Annotated in this window: 16 protein-coding genes; 10 read left to right on the top strand and 6 right to left on the bottom strand. The window is 62.7% G+C overall.

The genetic code is table 11. The annotated features are described in order from the left end of the window. Window positions 1-117 precede the first annotated feature (117 nt). Entirely contained in the window at window positions 118-1,272 is a 1,155-nt protein-coding gene (locus ACVOMB_RS18250; protein ID WP_481532477.1) for a PQQ-dependent sugar dehydrogenase, read from the bottom strand. A 163-nt stretch (window positions 1,273-1,435) separates the two neighbouring features. Here ACVOMB_RS18250 and yiaA point away from each other — a divergent pair, with 163 nt between their 5' ends. Further along, complete coding sequence (gene yiaA, locus ACVOMB_RS18245; protein ID WP_481532476.1) at window positions 1,436-1,870, top strand: inner membrane protein YiaA; 435 nt, start codon at window positions 1,436-1,438, stop codon at window positions 1,868-1,870. A 42-nt stretch (window positions 1,871-1,912) separates the two neighbouring features. On the opposite strand, the gene ACVOMB_RS18240 is transcribed toward yiaA, so the two are convergent. The 5 genes from ACVOMB_RS18240 to ACVOMB_RS18220 form a co-directional block, all read right to left on the bottom strand. Continuing rightward, on the bottom strand, window positions 1,913-3,214 hold the full coding sequence (locus ACVOMB_RS18240; RefSeq protein WP_481532475.1) for a dicarboxylate/amino acid:cation symporter: 1,302 nt from the start codon (window positions 3,212-3,214) through the stop codon (window positions 1,913-1,915). Between the two features lie 52 nt (window positions 3,215-3,266). After that, window positions 3,267-3,998 (bottom strand): L,D-transpeptidase family protein, encoded by a 732-nt coding sequence (locus tag ACVOMB_RS18235; protein ID WP_481532480.1) that lies wholly within the window; start codon window positions 3,996-3,998, stop codon window positions 3,267-3,269. 68 nt (window positions 3,999-4,066) lie between these two features. Beyond that, window positions 4,067-4,915 (bottom strand): MurR/RpiR family transcriptional regulator, encoded by an 849-nt coding sequence (locus ACVOMB_RS18230; RefSeq protein ID WP_481532474.1) that lies wholly within the window; start codon window positions 4,913-4,915, stop codon window positions 4,067-4,069. A gap of 1,060 nt (window positions 4,916-5,975) precedes the next feature. Continuing rightward, window positions 5,976-7,073 (bottom strand): dipeptide epimerase, encoded by a 1,098-nt coding sequence (locus ACVOMB_RS18225; RefSeq protein ID WP_481532473.1) that lies wholly within the window; start codon window positions 7,071-7,073, stop codon window positions 5,976-5,978. Continuing rightward, complete coding sequence (locus ACVOMB_RS18220) at window positions 7,070-8,524, bottom strand: C40 family peptidase (RefSeq protein WP_481532472.1); 1,455 nt, start codon at window positions 8,522-8,524, stop codon at window positions 7,070-7,072. The genes ACVOMB_RS18225 and ACVOMB_RS18220 overlap by 4 nt, the downstream gene beginning before the upstream one ends. A 204-nt stretch (window positions 8,525-8,728) precedes the next feature. Here ACVOMB_RS18220 and ACVOMB_RS18215 point away from each other — a divergent pair, with 204 nt between their 5' ends. The 9 genes from ACVOMB_RS18215 to hglS all read left to right on the top strand — a co-directional run bounded on the left by ACVOMB_RS18215 (window position 8,729) and on the right by hglS (window position 19,592). Beyond that, window positions 8,729-10,153: a transglutaminase-like domain-containing protein gene (locus tag ACVOMB_RS18215; RefSeq protein WP_481532479.1), complete on the top strand. Its 1,425-nt coding sequence runs from the start codon at window positions 8,729-8,731 to the stop codon at window positions 10,151-10,153. 58 nt (window positions 10,154-10,211) lie between these two features. After that, window positions 10,212-13,208 carry a TonB-dependent receptor gene (locus ACVOMB_RS18210; RefSeq protein WP_481532471.1) on the top strand — a complete coding sequence of 999 codons (2,997 nt, stop codon included), beginning with the start codon at window positions 10,212-10,214 and terminating at the stop codon, window positions 13,206-13,208. Between the two features lie 57 nt (window positions 13,209-13,265). Next, entirely contained in the window at window positions 13,266-14,828 is a 1,563-nt protein-coding gene (locus ACVOMB_RS18205; RefSeq protein ID WP_481532470.1) for a serine hydrolase domain-containing protein, read from the top strand. After that, window positions 14,812-15,519, top strand: coding sequence for a M15 family metallopeptidase (locus ACVOMB_RS18200; RefSeq protein ID WP_481532469.1), 708 nt, complete (start codon window positions 14,812-14,814; stop codon window positions 15,517-15,519). Before ACVOMB_RS18205 ends, ACVOMB_RS18200 begins: the two co-directional genes overlap by 17 nt. Before the next feature lie 52 nt (window positions 15,520-15,571). Next, window positions 15,572-15,952 (top strand): hypothetical protein, encoded by a 381-nt coding sequence (locus ACVOMB_RS18195; protein WP_481532468.1) that lies wholly within the window; start codon window positions 15,572-15,574, stop codon window positions 15,950-15,952. Window positions 15,953-16,174: 222 nt separating this feature from the next. After that, window positions 16,175-16,552 carry an EF-hand domain-containing protein gene (locus ACVOMB_RS18190; protein ID WP_481532467.1) on the top strand — a complete coding sequence of 126 codons (378 nt, stop codon included), beginning with the start codon at window positions 16,175-16,177 and terminating at the stop codon, window positions 16,550-16,552. Between the two features lie 261 nt (window positions 16,553-16,813). Then, complete coding sequence (locus ACVOMB_RS18185) at window positions 16,814-17,566, top strand: HAD family hydrolase (RefSeq protein WP_481532466.1); 753 nt, start codon at window positions 16,814-16,816, stop codon at window positions 17,564-17,566. Window positions 17,567-17,609: 43 nt separating this feature from the next. Further along, on the top strand, window positions 17,610-18,140 hold the full coding sequence (locus ACVOMB_RS18180) for a hypothetical protein (RefSeq protein WP_481532478.1): 531 nt from the start codon (window positions 17,610-17,612) through the stop codon (window positions 18,138-18,140). Window positions 18,141-18,233: 93 nt separating this feature from the next. Next, a complete protein-coding gene (hglS, locus tag ACVOMB_RS18175; protein ID WP_481532465.1) occupies window positions 18,234-19,592 on the top strand; it encodes a 2-oxoadipate dioxygenase/decarboxylase HglS in 1,359 nt (452 codons plus the stop codon). Window positions 19,593-19,769: the final 177 nt, after the last annotated feature.

Below are 19,769 nucleotides of genomic sequence, written 5' to 3'. Positions count from 1 at the left end.
GCCATGCTCGGCAAGAGGCTTTACCGGCGAGGCCTCTGCCGAGCATGGCTCGGCACTACAGACGTTGGCTGCATTTTTTGGCTTCGCGGCTTACGCCGCTCCTACAAAAGCAATGCGTCAGCCGGCCTTCGGCATCAGCTTCAACAGCTTCGCATTGTTACCATCTTCCAGCAGCCACAGCGCGCCGTCCGGGCCTTGCTCGACTTCGCGGATGCGGTTGCCCATGTCGAAGCGCTCGGCTTCGCGGGCCTTGTCGCCATCAAAGGCAACACGTACCAGCGACTTGGACGACAAGCCGCCGATGAAGCCACTGCCATGCCACTGCGGGAACTGCTTGCCGTTGTAGATGATGAAGCCGGCCGGTGAAATCACCTGGCGCCAGGTCACCACCGGTGCAATGAATTCCGGGCGGGTGTCGTGGTCCGGGATCGGGCGACCGTCGTAATGATCGCCATTGGAGACGATCGGGTAGCCATAGTTGCCGCCGCGCTGGATCAGGTTCAGCTCATCGCCGCCCTTCGGGCCCATCTCGTGTTCCCACAGCTTGCCGTTGCCGTCGAAGGCAAGGCCGAGCACGCTGCGGTGGCCCAGCGACCACACTTGATTGGCCGGTGAGCCCTGTGCCATGAACGGGTTGTCAGCCGGCACGCTGCCATCGTCGTTGAGGCGGATGATCTTGCCCAGGTTGGTCTTCATGTCCTGTGCCGGGTCGAACTTCTGCCGCTCGCTGGAGCTGATCCACAACTTGCCATCCGGGCCGAACGCCAGTCGATGGCCGTAATGGCCACGCCCGGTGACCTTGGGCGTCTGTCGCCAGATCACCTGCGTATCGGTCAGCTGACCATTGCCGTCGGCATCCAGCACCAGCTTTGCGCGGGCCACGGCCGCACCACGGGTGTCGTCGGTGCCGTCCTCGGCATAGCTGTAATAGACCAGACCATTGCTGGCGAACTGCGGGTGGACAACCACATCACCAAAGCCGCCCTGGCCACCATAGGCCACGGTCGGCACGCCGCTGATGGTGCCGCGCTTGCCGCTGGCCGGGTCGAAGTGGATCAGCTTGCCGCCCTTTTCGGTGACCAGCAGGCTGCCATCGGGCAGGAAGGTCATCGCCCAGGGCTCGTTGAAACGGGCTACCTCGGTGGCAGTGAACGGCCATTGCGCAGGCTTTATCGCCGCTTCGGCTGCCGGGTCGGGATCGGCGGCACAGGCGCTGGTGAACAGGGCCGGGGCCAGCGCCAATGTCATGCTGAGCAGAAGGGTACGGGGCATGGAAGTCTCCAGAAGCGGGAAGCGATACCAGTGCAGGGTTTTACACCATGCCAGCCGGTGCTGTCCCTTTGAGGTATGGGACTGGCGCACGGAATCGCTTACCGTAGCGGCCGAGTGCCCGCGGACGTTGGGCTGCTACATCCACGAAAAGGAGTTTTTAAACATGAAACCACAGATCTATCGCCCCTCGGCTGCATTCATTGCCGCTGCATGGACTGCATTGTTGTTGGGGGCGGCAGCGTATCTGGTCGGCCTGTTCAATGCCGAGATGCTGCTCAACGAAAAGGGTTATTACCTGACCCTGCTGCTGTTCGGCCTGTTCTCGGCGGTATCGCTGCAGAAGAGCGTGCGTGACCGGCTGGAGAACATCCCGGTGAGCAGCCTGTATTACAGCCTGTGCTGGTTCGCGCTGCTGTGCGCGCTGTTGCTGCTGTTGGTAGGCCTGTGGAATGCCACCTTGCTGCTCAGTGAAAAGGGCTTCTATGGCATGTCGTTCGCGCTGTCACTGTTCGGTGCCGTCGCCGTGCAGAAGAACACCCGCGATGTGATGGCGGCCGACGCCGCCTACGGGAGCCCGCCGCTGCCGCCGCAGGAGTGATTGAACGCCACTCCCGCCGCTGGCGGGAGTGGCTGCAGGCGATCAGCTGTCGCTGGTTTGATCCTGCTGCGGATGCTGCGGATGCTGCGCCGTGTGCCGGGCAACGATGCCGGTGGCGGTGACCCCGCCGGTGGCATTACCGATGGTGCAGAACACATCGGGGATGGTATCCACCGCCAGCAATACACCCAAGGGTTCCACCGGCAAGCCCAGGCTCTGGGTGATCGGCATGTTGTTGGTCATGAAGTTGGCCTGGCCGGGCAAGCCGGTCGAGCCCATGCTGATCGCCGCTGCCAGCAGCACCGCAACGGCGTATTGCGAGGCATGCACGTCGATGCCGTACAGCCAGGCGATGAAGCTGGCCACGGCAATGTACTGCGCCGGGCTGGTGATGCGGAACAGTGATACCGCCATCGGCAACACCAGCGAGGTCAACGCGGCCGGGTAGCCCAGGCGATTACGCGCGCTGTCGATCATTGCCGGCAACGAGGCCAGCGAGGACTGCGTGCTGCCGGCAATCACCTGCACCGGCACCAGCGCGCTGGCGAAGCGGCCAAACGGCTCGCCTGCGGCGAAGCGCGCAACCACGTACAGCAGCAGGGTGATCAGGATGTAGATCACGCACATCAGCACGATGTAATAGCCAAGCACGCCGAGGATGCTCATGCCTACTTCGGCGCAGACCACGAATACCAGCGCAAACACGCCCACCGGAGCCGCCCACAACACCCAGCGCACGATGGTGATCATGGTATCGGCGATGATGCGGATGATGTCCAGGATGCGATCGCGGCGCTCCGGTTCCTGCCGGCTGAGGGCAAAGCCGAAGAACATGGCGAAGGCCACCAGAGGCAGCATGGCGCTGGATGCGGCCGCCGCCAGTGCATTGCTGGGAATCAACGAGCTGATCCACTGCGCTGCACTCAACGGTGTTGCTGCGGCAGCTGGCGAACGCAGCGCATCGCGGAAGGCCTGGATGTTGTCGGCATCGCGCGGCAGCAGGTCCAGCAGGAACGGGGTGATCACCGCGGAGAATGCGGCCGAACCGACCAGCAGGATCAGGAACACGATGATTGCATTGCGTGCGGTGCGCCCGGAGGCGGCGGCATTGCTGGCGGTATTGACGCCGACGATGACCAGTGCGGTGACCAAGGGCACCACCGTCATCTGCAGCGCGTTGAGCCAGAGCCGGCCAATCGGCCGCAGCACATCGGCGATCTTCAGGGCGAGCGACTGGTCAAAGGCGGTGAGCGACAGGCCGACGATGGCGGCCAGCACCAGCGCGATCAGTACCTTGACTGGCGCGGAGACCTTGGAAGTTTTTGCGGGTGCGCTGTCGGTCATGAAGAGAAGACTTGGCTAAAGGAAGGGAAGATGCCCGGAACCGGACAAATGCTCAACGAGTAGTTTCTGAAAGTGCGGGTAGATCCCAGCCGCGCTGCAGGCGTTGGTACTCGGCTTCGGGGAGCAGCACGAACAGCGGCTTGGCTTCGGGCGACAGCCATTGCAGCAAGGCCGACATGCGCTCCGGTTCCATTGCGGTGCAGCCAGCGGTCGCCTCGCCGGGCTTGCGCCACAGGTGGGCGAAGATGCAGCTGCCCTGGCCGGGCACCGCAGCAGGGTTGTGTTCGATGACGAACCCCTCGCGATAACGGCGGTCACCGTTGTTGTGCAGGTCCAAGCGCATGGCCTCGGTGGAACCCTTCACTGCCGTTTCGCCAACCTTGGCGGCATCGACGATCTGGTTGTACAGCGGCGAGGCCGGTACATCCATGCAATAGCTGCTGGCCAGCATCGACTGGTAAGGCATCTGGCTGCTGATGTGCTCGGCATAGCCGAAGGCCGGGCCGATGTTGAAGATGCCGGCCGGGCTGCGTCCATCGCCTTCCTGCTTCTGCGGGCCATCTTTCTGTTGTGGATGCACGCCTATGCCCCAGGCGCTGCCGCTGCGACCGAGGCTGACATCGAAACCGGCGTCATGGGCTTTCCAGCCGTCGGTAGTGCGCTCGAATGCCTGCAGATGACCGGTGATTGCGTCCCAGTTGGGCGCGGTGACGACGATCAGCTGGCGGGCTTCGCTCATTGGTGTGGCGATCGGCGCAGCGATACTGGCCGGTGCGATGACCATCAGCACGCAGCCCAGCAGGTGTCGGTATTTTCGTTGGAACAAGGTGAGCATGGCGACGGCTCCTGCGGTCAGATGTCGATCAGGTGCTGGATGCGTTCCTGGTTCAATGCCAGCTGCCGTTGCCGATCAGGGTTGGTCTGGCACAGCAGCACGAACACGAAATCCAGCAGGTATTGCAGCGAACTACGGTAGAGCAGCTGCGCGATCGGCGGCTGCGGATCGTGCGCGCAGATGGCCAAGGAGGCATCTGCATGCGCGCGTAGCGGATTGGCGGTGTGGCGGGTGATCGACACCACTTTGCCGCCGACTTCCTGGAACTGCCGTGACAACTGCCACAGCTGCGGCAGTTTGCCGAACTCGGAGAACACCAGTAATACATCGCCGGGCCGCGCTGCGGAGAGGTTGGCGATCATCAGGATAGGGTCGGACTGCTGCACGGTGAGGATGCCAAGCAGCGACAGCCGCATCGCAAACTCGCGCGCATACAGGCCATCGTCGCCCAGCCCATAGATGAAGACCTTGGGGGCGTTGTCGACCAGTGCGATGACGGCCTCGACGTCGGCCTGCGAGTTGGCGGCCATGGTTTCTTCTTCGGCGGCGGCTTTGGCACGGCGCAGGGTTTCGGCAACCAGCAGGTAGCCGCCGGGTTGGTTCTCCGGTGGCCAGTTGGTGCTTTCGCCATTGCCGGCAGCAGCGACGGCGGCGCCTACCGAGTATTTCAAGTCTGGATAGCCTTTGAAGCCGAGTTTCTGGCTGAACTTGACCACGCTGGACTGGCTGATATCCAGCGCATTGGCCAACTGCTGCGATGAGTAGTCGCGCAGTAGGTGTGCGTTGTCGAGGATGAAGTCGGCGATGCGACGTTCGATGGCCGACATCTGTTCGCGTTCGGAGCGGATTTTTACCAGAGGTGGCATGGGCGTATTGGTATTTATCTGCTGAAGACTTTAAGGGATTGCGCTGAAAAAAGGAGCGTCGCCGTCATCCTTGGGCAAAGCGCTGGGGCCGGTTTTGCTTTTGTTTTGGCTCTGGCTGCTGCTTTGGCTGCTGCTTTGGCTGCTGCTTTGGCTGTTGCTCCAGAGCCCCTCTCCTGCGAAGCGGGAGAGGGGTTGGGGTGAGGGCGCTTTTGCTTCTGCTTGTGCTGTTGCTCCAGCTCTTGCCCCAGCGGGTCCCCTTCCGCAGCGACGGAGCTGGCAGACAAGACCCCGAACGGGGCGACGCACAGGGATGTGCGTCGTTTTTCGACGATACATGGATGTATCGTCGAAAAATCCTGCCAGCGGAGTGAACCTGGAGCGCGCAGCGCGGAAGGCGCGTAGGCAGGGTGTGTTTGACCAGCCATTCGGCTGTTGAGAAAGCACCTCTTTGGGCCACGTTTCTTTGCACAAGCAAAGAAAGGTGCGCTCGCGCCCCGAAGGGGAGCGAAAGCTTTTGATTCTGGTTTTGCCGTTGCCGTTGCCGCTGCTTTGGAGGTACCAAGGGGCAAGTCAAATTCAAAGCAAGGGCTTTCGCTCCCCGTCGGGGAGCGAGTTACTTTTCTTTGCTTGTGCAAAGAAAAGGTAACCAAAAGAAAGCACACCCTGCCTCCGCGCCCACGACGCTGCGCGCCGCGGGTCCACTCCGCCGCCGGGATTTTTCGACGAGACGTCCCTGTCTCGTCGAAAAACGACGTGCATCCATGCACGCCGCCCCTGCGGGGTCCTATCCGTCGGCTACGTCGCTGCGGAAGGGGACCCGGTGAAGCAAGAGCTGGAGCAACAGCAACAGCAACAACAACAACCGGAGCAGAAGCAGAAGCAGAAGCAAGGGTCATTCCCGCCTTCGCGGGAATGACGGTGTCCTTGTGCGTTGGATGGCTGGAAGACCGCCTCCAAAACAAAACAGCACCGGGCTTTGCCGGTGCTGTTTCTGTTTGCCCCACATGCGCGACCACGGCGGCGGCAACCGAGGAGAGACCGGTTGCCGCCGCGTGCGTGATCACGGCTTGATCATCTCCAGCCCGCGTACCTCGATGATGCCCAACCCCGGCGCGTCAGTGATGCTGATCTCCGATTCGTTGAAGATCACTCCACCAACCACCGGATTGAACTGGCTCAGCGACGGCCCATCCAGATCTACCTTGTTGATCGCGCCCGACTTGGCCACGCCAAGATGCACCGCCGCCGCCACGCTGATGCTGGACTCCAGCATGCAGCCGATCATGCAGGGCACGCCGTACAACGAGGCGATATCGGCAATCTTGATCGCGTTGGAAATGCCGCCGGTCTTCATCAGCTTGATGTTGATGATGTCCGCAGCACCCTGCTGGATCAGATCGAAGACCTGGTGCGGACTGAACACGCTTTCATCCGCCATCACCGGCGTATTGACGCGCTCGGTGACGTACTTCATGCCGGCGATATCGGCTGCCTTCACCGGCTGCTCCAATAGTTCCAGCACGACGCCGGCGTTCTCCAGCACGTTCATCGCAAACACCGCCTGTTTGGCGGTCCAGCCCTGGTTGGCGTCCAGACGCAGTAATGCACGGCCTTCAACGGCGGCGTGGATTGCCTTGACCCGCTCGATGTCCAGGCCGATGTCCTTGCCTACCTTGATCTTCAAGGACTCGAAGCCGCGCTCCACCGCCGACAGTGAATCGGCCACCATCTTGTCGATGTAATCGACGCTGATGGTGATGTCGGTGGTGATCACCGGGTCGCCGCCGCCGAGCATCTGGTACAGCGGCGCTTTGTGCAGCTGTGCCCACAGATCGTAGATGGCGATTTCAACCGCCGCCTTGGCGCTGGTATTGCGCTCCAGCGAGGTTTGGATCAGCCCGCAGATGCGGTTGAGGTTGCTGATGTCCTCGCCGATCAGGCGCGGCTTGATGAAGGTGTTGATGGCCTCGATGATCGAGCCGTGCGTGTCGCCGGTGATCACCGCAGTGGCCGGCGCCTCGCCGTAACCGGTGTTGCCGGTGTCGGTGCGCACCATCACCACGATGTCTTCCACCGTTTCCACGGTGCGCAACGCTGTCTTGAACGGGGTTTTCAGCGGCACGCGGAGCATGCCAAGTTCGATGTCAGTGATCTTCATTTGGTGTCTTGCAGGCGGATGCGCTGGATGTTGGTCATGCGGTCGATGTAGCTGGCGGTGTCGCTGGCCATCATCGGCTGCAGCGGGGTCACCGATACGCCGTTGAGGCTGGCATGCACGCGCTTGCCGCTGGCATCGAACCAGCTGCCACCGGACGTGTCGTGGATTACCCAGGTCATGCCATTGGCTTCACCGAGCATCATCATCACGTGGCCGGGGATGTAGATCAGGTCGCCGACCTGCAGCTTGGCGATCGCGTCACTGCGCTTGGCCTTGCTGTCCTTGTCGGTGAACGGCAAGCGGTTCAAGGCCGGGCTGATTGCCTGCGCGCTGGTATTGCGCGGCAGCAGCACGCCGAAGCTGCGGTAGATCTCGGAGACAAAGCCGCTGCAATCGCGGGTGTCGTAGGAGTGGCCCCAGCCATAGCGTTCACCGAGGAACTTGAACGCCTGGGTGATCAGGTTGGCCTGGGTCAGCGGCAGGTAGTCGCTGGCCGATTCCTGCGAGCGCGGCAGCAAGGCCGGCACCAGTGCCAGGCTGCCGTCGTCATTGCGCACCGGCAGCTGGATTACATGGCCGCCATGCGCCTGCTGGCCATTGACCGGGTCCATCACCGGCCAGTCGGCCAGCACCGGGACGCGCACGCCCATTTCCAGTTGCAGGTCGGAGACGCGCGGTTCTTCCGGGGTGTGTGCGGTGAACGCCTTGCCAGCGGTGATCACCCGGTACGGGCCGGTGGCACCGTAACCGAACACCTGCTCGGCGCTACCGACGCCGACGAAGCGCTTCTCCATCCACGCCGCATAACGCTCGCTGGCGACGAATACCCACTTGCCGTCGGCACTTTCATGCAGCACCGCCACCGCGTCGCCGGGGAATAGCGCCGACTCCTGGAAGCGGTCGATATCGGTATCGCCCTGGCTGCTGAATACGCGCAGCTCGGTCGGGAAGGCGCGCAGCGCGGCGCGGTGCACGACCAGTCCGTACTGGATAGGACGAGTGGCCGGGATCGCATCCAGGCCGAGGTTGGCGGTCACCGCTTGCAGCTGGGCCGGCGTGACCTGCTTGCCATGCACGTCGTACAGGGTGCGGGTCGGGGTCTTGGAGATGCCGGCGATCTGCTCGCGGACCAATACTTGTGGCAGTAGCGCAGGCAGCTTGTGCAGGTCGATGATGGAGGCATCGAGCTGGCGCATGCGTGCGTTCTGCGCCTCGATGGCGGTGCGATCCATGATCACGGCGCCCGCATTGGGCAGCGTGGCGATCCAAGGCTTCGGCGTCAGCAGGCTTTCTTCCAGGCCGATGATGCCGGCGTAAGAGGGCGCAACCGTTGCCGCAGGTGGCGGCGACAGCGCAAAAGCCGGCCCGGCGCACAACGCCGTGGCGAGGATCAAAGCCCGCGCAAGCGGGGCAAGGCGTCGGCGCTGGGATAGCGGCGGCAAAGCAAGCATTGGGAAGCTCCCCTCGTTGATGCTCAGGAATATTTATTCCTTTCGCCGTCGAAAGCAAGAATAAATTATTGACCGGTTATCGGGTGCGTGTTACACAGCGTTAACCACCCTGCACGTGGAAGTGTTGCCGTGGCATCAAACGCCGATTCTGCCCGCTTTGCCCGCGTCCCGTTCGCCCGCACGGTCCTCGCCTCTGCGCTATGCATGGGAGTGGCCTGTATTGCCTATGCCGGTGAGGCGCCATCGACGGCGCTGCCCGAGTTGACGGCGCGTGTGGACCGTGGCGATTTTGCCGGCGCGCAGACCGAGATCGACAAGGCATTGGCGGCGACCGGCACCGATGCCGACAGCCGCGCCGCCTACCTGTTCCAGCAAGAGCGCATGCGCCGCATCCGCCTGGATTTCACCCTGGACGAAGCCCAGGCCAAGGCTGCGGCGCGCAAGTCGGTGCCGGATCTGCGTGATGAAGAATTCAAGGCCTGGGATGACGCAGGTCTGATCGAGCACCTCGACATCGACGGCCAGCGCCGCTGGTTCAAGCGGGCGCCGAACAACCTGTTCCTGCTCAGTACCGAGGCCTCCAACCGGCGGCCGCCGGACAAGCGCGTTTCCCGGCCCGGCCCGTATGAACGGCTGGGCTCGCACCATGTCGAGGTGATCAAGGCGTCGGAGCAGAGCGGCCAGACCAGCATTACTCCGCGGCGGGTGCGTATCACCCAGTCCATCACGGTCGACGCCGATGCGGTGCCAGCCGGACAGACCGTACGCGCCTGGCTGCCGTATCCGCGTTCGATACCCGGCCAGCAGGACAAAATCCAATGGCTGGCCAGCGTGCCGCAAGGTGCGCAGATCGCGCCCGATGACACGCTGCAGCGCACCGCCTATCTTGAGCGCAAGGCCGTGGCTGGCACGCCTACCGAGTTTTCGGTCAGCTACGAACTCACCATCTCCGCACGTCGCTTCATCATCGACCCGGACAAGGTGCTGCCGACGCCGCGAGACCCGGCGTTGCAGCCCTATCTGGCCGAGCGTGCACCGCATGTGGTGTTCACCCCAGCCATGCGTGAGTTCTCGCGCAAGGCGGTGGGCAATGAAACCAATCCCTACCGCGTCGCCAAGAAGTTGTTCGATGCGGTGGATGCAATTCCGTGGGGTGGCGCCCGCGAGTATTCGACGATCAGCAATATTTCCGACTACGCCCTGCATGCAGGTCATGCCGATTGTGGCCAGCAGACCTTGCTGCTGATTTCGCTGCTGCGCATGAATGGCATCCCGGCGCGTTGGCAGTCGGGCATGGTGTATTCGGACAACGAGGTCGGCTACAACAACCTGCACGATTGGGGCGCGCTCTATCTTGCGCCCTACGGCTGGGTGCCGATGGATGTAAGCACGGGCGCACTGGACAGCGACCAGCCCGAACAACGCAATTTCTATTTCGGCGGGCTGGATGCCTACCGCATCGCGTTCAACGATGACTACTCACGCGCGTTCGTGCCTGCCAAGCAGCACTTCCGCTCGGAGACCGTTGATCTGCAACGAGGTGAGGTTGAGTGGGAAGGGGGGAACCTTTACTTCAACCAGTGGCAATACGACTTCCAGTCGCAGGTTCTGGCGCCGGAGTCCAAGTAATAGAACGTCGTAACCGTTGTCTTACTTATCGATTTACATCTGCAGGAGAGAGCAGGGGATGAACAGGAAAATGTTGAAAAGGGCGGCGCTGACCGTCGCATTGGGTGCCTGTCTTGGCGTGATGGCGCCGAGCGTGATGGCGCAGAGCGCAAGCGGTGCCATCGCCGGCCGGGCAAGCTCGGGTGATCAGATCACCATCGTCAACAAGGCAACGGGCTTGACCCGCAGCATCACCGTTGGCAGCGACGGCTCATACCGACTGAGCCAGTTGCCGGTCGGCGACTACAGCCTGCAGGTGAAGCGTGACGGACAGACCGACAAGGAGCCGCTGGCAGTAAACGTTTCGCTGGGCGGAACCACCACGGTCAACCTCGGTGGTAGCAGTGCGGACGGCGCGGTCAACCTGGACTCGGTGCAGGTAGTTGGCTCGAAGATCGTCAACCGGGTCGACGTCTACTCGACCGAATCCTCGTTCAACATCAAGCGCGAGGAACTGGCGCGCATGCCGGTGGACCAGAGCGTAGCCGCGGTCGCCTTGCTGGCGCCGGGCGTGGTGGACTCCGGCTCGAGCTTTGGCGGCTTGAGCTTCGGTGGTTCCTCCGTGGCCGAGAACGTGGCCTACATCAACGGCCTGAACGTCACCGATCCGTACCGCCGCCAGGGCTTCTCGACGGTTCCCTTCAATTTCTATGAAGAGTTCCAGATCAAGACCGGTGGCTACTCGGCCGAGTTCGGTCGTAGCACCGGTGGCGTCATCAATGCCATTACCCGCTCGGGCGGCAATGAGTTCAAGGGTGGTGTGCAGGTCACCATGGAGCCGTCGGCATGGGCTTCGGACCGCAAGGATCATTTCCACAGCGATGGCACCATTGACGAACGTGACCGCACCAGCCGCGATCGCAGCCCGCTGACGAAGACCAATGTGTGGGCGTCCGGCCCGATCATGCAGGACAAGTTGTTCTTCTTCGCGATGTACGAGAACCGCGACAGCAAGTCGCAGGATATCGATACTTCCCAGGCGCTGAAGACCAAGAGCAACAACGATTTCTGGGGCACGAAGCTCGATTGGCGCATCAATGACAACCACCTGCTGGAGTTGCTTGCGTTCTCCGACAAGACGGATTCGCTGACCACCAGCTACGACAATTACAACTGGGCCACCAATGCTCTCGGTGAGTCCAGTGGCCAGAGCAGTGATTCCTCCGGCGGTGACAACTGGTCGTTGACCTACACCGGGCACCTGACCGACAACTTTGTCGCCAAGGCGATGTACGGCGTCAACAAGCGTAGCGCGGTCAGCGATAGCCCGATGGATGGCGAATGCAGCATCATCACGGTGGCGTCCAGCTACACCCAGAAATATGGTGTCCAGAGCAACGTGGGCTGTCACCCGACCAACAGCGCCATCAGCAGCCGCGAAGACAAGCGTGAAGCGGCTCGTCTGGACTTCGAATGGACCCTGGGCGATCACCTGGTCCGCTTTGGCGTGGACCAGGAGGTGATGGATTCGGACAGTTCGACGATCTACCCGGGCGATGGATCCACGTATCAGGTGCTGTCGGTCAAGGCGGGCAGTGCGGTGAATGGAACGGTGTTGCCACCCGGCGTCACCGACATCGTTGACGCGCGCTACAAGGTCACCGGCGCGCCGGTCAGCACCAAGGCGCAGGCGTTCTATCTGGAAGACAACTGGAACGTCACCCCGAATCTGTTGCTGAATCTTGGCGTGCGTTTCGACCAGTTCCACAACAAACTGGCCTCGGGCGCCACCTTCGCCAAGTCCAAGTTCAATGACATGATCTCGCCGCGTCTTGGCTTCAGCTGGGACGTGAAGGGTGATGGCTCGATGAAGGTGTTCGGTAACGCGGGTCGTTACTACACCCCGCTCACCAACAAGCTCACCGACTACTTCGGTGGTGGTACCACCGATGAGCATACCTACTACGCGTTCAATGGTTGGGCGGAGAAGCAGAGTTCAAGCGGGAACACCTACAAGGTTCCGGTGCTCGGTCAGCAGATCGGCCCGGTCAACACCGAAGGCAACGCCCCGGCACCGACGGACGTTCGTACTGCTGTGGCGCGTGACCTGAAGCAGGTATTCCAGGATGAGTACATCCTCGGTTTCCAGCAGGCGATCAACGAGGAGTGGTCGTACGGCGTGAATGCCACCTACCGTCGCATGACACGCGCGGTGGAAGATGCGCGCATCAACCATGTGGCGGGCTGCGATTGGTACTCGGGCGACTGGCCCATCATCAACCCGGGTGAAACCAACAAGCTGTGGTGCCCGGATACCAATAGCTGGGTCAGCCTGGACTCGTCCAAGGACGGCTACAAGGCCTTGGGCAGCGGCACCATCATGGGTTACAAGCGGCCCAAGCGTACCTACAAGGCGCTGGAGTTCCAGATCGACCGTGCCTGGAATGACAAGTGGTCGTTCAATGCCAGCTACCTGCTGTCCAAGAGCGAGGGCAATATCGAAGGGCCGGTGAATTCGGATACCGGCTATAACGACACCAATCTGGTGCAGTACTACGATCACCCGGCGGTCAACGAGCGCTTCGGCGTGACCTTCAATGACGCCCGTCACCAGTTCAAGCTGCGTGGTGCGTACAAGTTGAATGAGCAGTGGTCCTTCGGTAGCACGCTGTCGGCCCGCTCGGGTGGCCCGATCACCGCATTTGGCGTGGTGTGGCCGAACGACAACCGTAATGCCGGTGGGCCGGGTGAATACAGTGGCGGTGGCTCTGGCTGGCTGTGCAAAGCCAACTGCTCGACCTGGGCTACCCGCGAGCTGGAGTACTCCGAGCGCGGTGCGTTCGGCCGCATGCCTTGGGTAATCGATCTCGGTGCCAGCGTGATGTGGACCTTGCCGGTGGAAGGTATCGACCTGACGGCACGTCTGTCGGTCTATAACCTGCTCAACCGGCAGACGGTGGTCAACGTGCACTCCCGCTACGAGAGCACTCCCGGTACGAAGATGCCTTACTTCGCCGAGGGCACCAATTGGCAGGCACCGCGTTACTCCAACCTTGTTGTGACCTGGAACTTCTGATGTAGTTTGTGAGAACGGCCCGCTTCGGCGGGCCGTTCGCTTTTGGGAGGAGTGATCGTGGTATTGAGGATCTGGTTGTTGGCGGCTGGCCTCGCGTTGAGCGGATCGCTGCAGGCCGCTGGCGCTGAGAACGCGGAGCACGCGCGTTTCGATGCATTGCTCGATCAGGCGGTGCAGCGCTACGAACTGCCTGGTATCGCCATGGGCGTGATCGAAGACGGCAAGATCGTCTATCGCGATACGCGCGGTGAATTGGTCGCAGGTGAGGGCACGCCGGTCAACGACGACAGCCTGTTCAAGATCGCCTCCAATACCAAAGCGATGACCGCAGCGGTGCTGGCGCGGCTGGTGCAAAACGGCAAGCTGCGCTGGGACGACCCTGTCACCAAACACCTGCCGCAGTTCCGCATGCAGGACCCTTGGGTTACCCGCAACATGCAGGTGCGCGATCTGCTGATCCACAACAGCGGCCTTGGGCTGGGCGCAGGCGATCTGATGCTGTGGCCCGAACCGAACAACTTTGATCGCAACGACATCATTGCCGGTTTGGCGCATCTGAAGCCGACCGGCAGCTTCCGTAGCGAGTACGCCTACGACAACCTGATGTATGTGGTGGCCGGCGAGGTCGCGGCTGCCGCAGGCGGCAAGCCGTACGCACAGCTGGTACGCGAAGAGGTATTCCAGCCACTGGGCATGCTGCGCTGCCAGGTAGGTGCATGGTCACCGGCGGCGCTTGGCAATATCGCCCAGCCGCATCATCGCGACGGCAAGCGCAACATCGCCGCCGAACGCGATCCTGCACAGGTCACCGACTTTCCGTCGATGGCTGCTGGCGGAATACGCTGCAGCCTCAACGACATGCTGCGCTGGATGCAGGTGCTGCTGGATCCGGCGCAGGCCCCGGGTTGGCTGGACGCGACCCAGCGGCGTGCGCTGTGGACGGCGCATATGCCGATGCCGATCAGCCAACGCCTGCGCGACTGGGATAACACGCACTTTTACGCCTATGGGTATGGCTGGCGTCTGTCGGACATGGATGGGCAGTGGAAGGTCGCGCATACCGGCACCTTGTCCGGCATGTATTCCTCGCTGGCCTTGCTGCCCGATCGCAAAACCGGCGTGGTGATCCTGATCAACGGTGAAGGCGAGGATGCACGCACCGCGTTGATGCAGGCCATGCTCAAGCACTACACCGTGCCGGCCGCGAACTATGACGTGCTGCACTATGCAGGCTTGATCGACGAGGCGGCCGCGCAGCGGCGGTCGGCAGGGCATGTGCGCCCTGCATTGCCGGAGGCGCGTGCGGCCACTGCGGGGGAGTTCGGTAACAAGGCCGGTGTCTGGAAGGACCCGTGGTTCGGCGAGGTGTCCTTGTGCCCGCGCGATGGCAAGCTGCAGTTCGCCTCGGTCAAGTCACCGCGCATGAGCGGACAGGTGATGCGTTCCGGTGAGCGCTGGTATGTGGCCTGGCAGGGATTGGGCGAAGATGCGGATGCCTGGCTGGAATTTTCTGGCGACGCGCAACAACCGCTGCTGCATCTACGTGCCATCGACCCGGATATCGACTTCAGCTATGACTACCCCGATCTGGAATTCCAACGCCATGGCGATTGTCACTAAATTGCTGCCGTTGTTGCTGTCGCTGTCGCCGTTCACCGCGCTTGCCCAGCAGGTGCAGGTATCAGCGGCAAAGACACCCGCGCAGGCAGGCATTGTTGATGTCAGCACGCTGGCCCCGGATATCGCCTTGGATATCCGCTATGCAGGCACGGACAACTTCACCGGCCGCGTCGTGACGGGTTACGACGCGCCGCGTTGCTATCTACTACAGCCGGTGGCGCAGGCTTTGGCGCGCGTGCAGCGCGGTCTGCGCGCGCAGGGCTACAGCCTGCAGGTATTTGATTGCTACCGGCCGGTGCACTCGGTCACCTCCTTTGTCGCTTGGGTGCACGACGGCAAGGATCAGATCGCCAAACAGCGCTATTACCCCAACATCGACAAGAGCCGCCTGCTCGATGGCTATATCGCCGAAACGTCCGGTCACAGCCGTGCGGCTACGGTCGACCTGGGCGTGCTGGATTGCCGCAGCATGCCCTGCAGCGCCTTGGACATGGGCACCGGCTTTGATCGTTTCGATGTACTGGCGCATACCGCCAATCCCGATATCAGCGCGCAGCAGAAACAGAACCGGCAGTTGCTGTTGGATGCGATGCAGGCGCAGGGCTTTGCTAATTATCCGATGGAATGGTGGCATTACACCTTCAAGCCCGAGCCCACGCCGACCACCGCCTACGACTTCCCGGTGCGTTGAGCGGGGCAGGGGCGGTTAGACTGCGGTTCCCTGACTGGACCGCGCCGCGCCCATGAATCTGGTTCTGCATTACGGCCTGCTGGGCTCGCTGGAGGCGGGGCTGATCGCCTTGGCGATTGGCTTCGTGGTGTTCGCGCTGTGGTGGCAGGTGTGCCGACGTGCGGGGCTGCGTCACGGCCATGCCATCTCCTATGCCGCGTTGATAGCGGCGGCCATCGCTGCCGGTGTGGATGGTTGGAAGCTGTTTTCGCTGGGCATGGTCAACCTGCAGTCGCCGCTGTACGCCAGGTTGGCCTTGGCGTCGATCCATGATCCGGACCAGTTGGGCACGCGGGTGCTGTTTGAACTGATTGGTGTTGCGGTTGGTGTCGGTCTGGGTTGGTTGTTGTTCAGTTCGCGGCAACCGCTGGCTGACACCATGCATGATGCTTGAGGCGTCGGCATTGCTTCGATAAGCACGATGCTTGGAACGCTCTAATCATCGGCTTACTTCCACTTCATGCACGGCTAACAGGGGCGGTAACCGCTGATCCCGTGCAAGTGGTTAACAGGATGTTCGCTGCGGTTTTTTGGGGTGCAAGCGATTCAGGCGCAGCTTGTCAGGGTTGGGGTGTGCGGAATTTCCGCGCTTTTGCCAACACACGAGGAAGACCTGATGACCGTACGTAATCGCACCCCGCTGTTCGCCCTGGTTGCCATCGTTGGTTCCGCGCTTGCATTGCCGGCCATGGCCCAGGACGCACAGGATCAGGCCGCCGCCGCGCAGGCACAGGCTGCAGAAGCACAGGATTCGGCCGCACAGGCGCAGAGCGCCGCAGCCAGCGCATCGAGCAGCGCCGCCAAGGCCTCGGCAGCGGCCGGTGGCGGGCAGAGCTGGGCGGATGTGGACGCCGATGGTGATGGTGCCATCAGCAAGACCGAGGCGCAGGCCAATGCTGGTCTGGCGCAGGTGTTTGATCAAGCTGACGGCAACAAGGATGGCAAGCTGACGGCGGAGGAGTACCGGGCTTATGCGGCTGCGCATAAAAAGTAATTGGTAACTGGGTAGGGCCTCAAGAGCACCCCTCCCCAACCCTCCCCTTCGCTACGCGAAAGGGAGGGGGCTGAACTCTGGCCCTGCCGGTCAGCGCAGCGCGCCCGCTCTTCCCCCTCCCTTTGCCGCAGGCAAGGGGAGGGCCGGGGAGGGGTGCTCTTGCTGTGGTCCTTTGCTTGAACTGCCAATCCAGCCAGCCAAACCCTGCCTTCCAGGCGCAATCCCCTATTCACTGCGGGGCAGATTGCTATCCTGTGCGGCATGAACATGCAGACTTCCCCCTCCGCCATCGGCCTGGTCGGCTTCGACGGCGATGACACGCTCTGGAAGAGCGAAGACTATTACCAGAAGGCCGAGCACGAATTTGGCCTGATCCTCAGCAACTACATCGACCTGCATGACGCTGGCACCGCCCAGCATCTGCTCAAGGTGCAGCGCCGCAACCTGGCCGTGTTCGGCTATGGCGCCAAGGGCATGACCCTGTCGATGCTGGAGGCTGCCATCGAACTCACCGATGAGAAGATCTCCGCGCATGACCTGCGCCAGATCGTCGAGATCGGCCGCCGCACGCTGGAGCATCCGGTGGATGTCATCGATGGCGTCCGTGAAGCCGTGGCTGCCATCGCCGCCGAGTATCCGGTGGTGCTGATCACCAAGGGCGATCTGTTCCACCAGGAGCAGAAGATCGAGCGTTCCGGCCTGCTGGACCTGTTCCCGCGTATCGAAATCATCTCGGAGAAGGACCAGTCGACCTACGCCAAGGTATTGGCCGAGTTCAACATGCCGGCCGAGCGTTTCGTGATGATCGGCAATTCGCTGCGCTCGGATATCGAGCCGGTGCTGGCATTGGGCGGTTGGGGCATCCATACCCCGTACGCGATGACCTGGGCGCATGAGGCCGAGCACGGTGTCTCCGCAGAAGAGCCGCGCCTGCACCACGCCGACACCGCCCATCAGTGGCCGGAAGCAGTGCGCGCTGTCGCCGCGCAGGCCGCAGCGGCGCAAGGCAACTGAGGTGAGCGCGGTCAGCTCCCGGCAACACCTGCGTCGGTCAGCGTTGCTGCTGCGACTGGGTTTGCTGGCAGCTGCCGTGCTGCCCTTGCCGTTGCTGGCGCAACAGCCGGCAACGGCCCCGGTGGTTGACGTCTACGCGCCGGCCACCGGTGACGCCTGGGTAGACAAGCAGCTGGCCGATATCAACGCCTATGCCGCGCGCTACCCTGAAGCCTTCGTCGATGAGCTGGCGCGTTACGCCAGCGCCCGCCCGGGCTATGTGCAGGCCCTGCTGCAGGAGCATGGTTGGAAACCGGGTGATGTCTATCTGGCCTGCTTCTGGGGCCAGCTCAACGGCAGCAACTGCCGTACCGCGGTAAAGGCCCGCGCCCAGCAGCCTGAGGCCAGCTGGAAAGAGGTGCTGGCTGGCCTGCAACCGCCACCGGACAACCTGCGCTGGCGCGCCCTGCGCCACGCCATCGTCGCCAGTTTCGACCACTGGGACCGGCCGATAACGCTGGACCCGCTGCTGCAACGTCAGCTCGGCGACCGCGCCCAGCGCGAGGCGGCAGCGCGCAAAAGCGCCGCGGAGTAAACGGCGGCGTCATTTACTGCCGGGCGGATAGGCGTGGCGGTCGATTCCGGGCGAAAATGGGCTTCCTTCGATTTCGCGTCAAAGCGCTTTGTCATGACCGCCGACCGTTTCGTTTCGCCCGATCACATCCGCAGCCTGTTCTCGCAGGCGATGTCGCATATGTACCGCACCGAAGTGCCGTTGTACGGCACCTTGGTGGAGTTGGTTGGCGCGATCAACGCCGACGTCCTGGCCGCGCAGCCAGCACTGGCCGCGCAGATGCAGCGCAGCGGCGAACGCGAGCGCCTGGACGTGGAGCGCCATGGCGCTATCCGCGTCGGCACTGCGCAGGAGCTGGCCACGCTTGGCCGCCTGTTCGCGGTGATGGGCATGCAGCCGGTGGGCTACTACGATCTGTCGGTGGCCGGCGTGCCGGTGCATTCCACCGCCTTCCGGCCGGTCGATGGCGAGTCCTTGAACCGCAATCCGTTCCGCGTGTTTACCTCGCTGCTGCGGCTGGAGTTGATTGAAGACGCGTTTCTGCGCGAGCAGGCCGCCGAGATCCTGGCCCGCCGCAACATCTTCACCGCTGGCGCGCTGCAACTGATCGAGCAGTGCGAGCGTGATGGCGGCTTGAGCGAAGACGATGCCTGGCGCTTCGTCGTCGAGTCACTGGAAACCTTCCGCTGGCACAACGAAGCCACCGTCTCGCTGGAGACCTATCACGCACTGCACGGCGCGCATCGTCTGGTCGCCGACGTGGTCAGCTTCCGTGGCCCGCATATCAACCACCTCACCCCGCGCACGCTGGACATCGATGCCGCGCAGGCAGCTATGCACGCGCGTGGTCTTGCGGCAAAGGCCGTGATCGAAGGCCCACCGCGCCGCGACTGCGCCATCCTGCTGCGCCAGACCAGCTTCAAGGCGCTGGAGGAACTGGTGCATTTCCCCTCCGGCGCGGATAACGACGCCGGTACCCATACCGCGCGCTTTGGTGAGATCGAACAGCGCGGCCTCGCGCTGACGCCGAAGGGTCGCGATCTGTATGACGCCCTGCTTGCGCAGGCGCGTGGCGGTGAGGGCAGTGCCGGTGGCGATTACATGCAGCGTCTGCAGAGCGCGTTCGCCGCGTTCCCGGATGAGCATGCACCGCTGCGCCGCGAAGGCCTGGGCTATTACCGTTACAGCCTGACCGATGCTGGTCTGGCTGCCGATGCCGATACGCGTGCCTTGCCGGCTGAAGTGTTGATCGAGCGTGGTTTGGCCAGCGCTGATCCGATCATCTATGAGGATTTCCTGCCGGTGAGTGCGGCGGGTATTTTCCAATCGAATCTTGGCGGTGGCGAACAGCGTGCGTATGCCGCCCGTGCCAACCGTGATGCTTTCGAGCAGGCATTGGGCGCGACGGTCAGCGATGAGTTCGCGATCTACGAGCGGTTGCAGGCCGAGTCGCTGGCAGCCCTGAAGGGTTGATGCTCAGCTCCCTCCCTTTGCCGAAGGCAAGGGGAGGGTTGGGGAGGGGGGCGGTTGCCGTTTGTAGTGGGGGGGGCGCCGCGGGCCGGGGGGGAGAGCGGAGGGGCCCCAACACACGCACGCGGGGCGCACACAGATAAGCGGTCCACCACAAACAACCAGGAAGGGCCCAGCCCA

Source organism: Stenotrophomonas sp. STEN018, from assembly GCF_056760235.1.
Note: the sequence above shows the minus strand (reverse complement) of the source record. Positions and strands in the feature narration are given on the sequence as shown.

Bases quoted from the DNA above. Each gene is read 5' to 3' on its own strand.
- ACVOMB_RS18250 (WP_481532477.1), bottom strand. From the start codon at position 1,272: ATGCCCCGTACCCTTCTGCTCAGCATGACATTGGCGCTGGCCCCGGCC.
- yiaA (WP_481532476.1), top strand. From the start codon at position 1,436: ATGAAACCACAGATCTATCGCCCCTCGGCTGCATTCATTGCCGCTGCA.
- ACVOMB_RS18240 (WP_481532475.1), bottom strand. From the start codon at position 3,214: ATGACCGACAGCGCACCCGCAAAAACTTCCAAGGTCTCCGCGCCAGTC.
- ACVOMB_RS18235 (WP_481532480.1), bottom strand. From the start codon at position 3,998: ATGGTCATCGCACCGGCCAGTATCGCTGCGCCGATCGCCACACCAATG.
- ACVOMB_RS18230 (WP_481532474.1), bottom strand. From the start codon at position 4,915: ATGCCACCTCTGGTAAAAATCCGCTCCGAACGCGAACAGATGTCGGCC.
- ACVOMB_RS18225 (WP_481532473.1), bottom strand. From the start codon at position 7,073: ATGAAGATCACTGACATCGAACTTGGCATGCTCCGCGTGCCGCTGAAA.
- ACVOMB_RS18220 (WP_481532472.1), bottom strand. From the start codon at position 8,524: ATGCTTGCTTTGCCGCCGCTATCCCAGCGCCGACGCCTTGCCCCGCTT.
- ACVOMB_RS18215 (WP_481532479.1), top strand. From the start codon at position 8,729: ATGGGAGTGGCCTGTATTGCCTATGCCGGTGAGGCGCCATCGACGGCG.
- ACVOMB_RS18210 (WP_481532471.1), top strand. From the start codon at position 10,212: ATGAACAGGAAAATGTTGAAAAGGGCGGCGCTGACCGTCGCATTGGGT.
- ACVOMB_RS18200 (WP_481532469.1), top strand. From the start codon at position 14,812: ATGGCGATTGTCACTAAATTGCTGCCGTTGTTGCTGTCGCTGTCGCCG.
- ACVOMB_RS18195 (WP_481532468.1), top strand. From the start codon at position 15,572: ATGAATCTGGTTCTGCATTACGGCCTGCTGGGCTCGCTGGAGGCGGGG.
- ACVOMB_RS18190 (WP_481532467.1), top strand. From the start codon at position 16,175: ATGACCGTACGTAATCGCACCCCGCTGTTCGCCCTGGTTGCCATCGTT.
- ACVOMB_RS18185 (WP_481532466.1), top strand. From the start codon at position 16,814: ATGAACATGCAGACTTCCCCCTCCGCCATCGGCCTGGTCGGCTTCGAC.
- hglS (WP_481532465.1), top strand. From the start codon at position 18,234: ATGACCGCCGACCGTTTCGTTTCGCCCGATCACATCCGCAGCCTGTTC.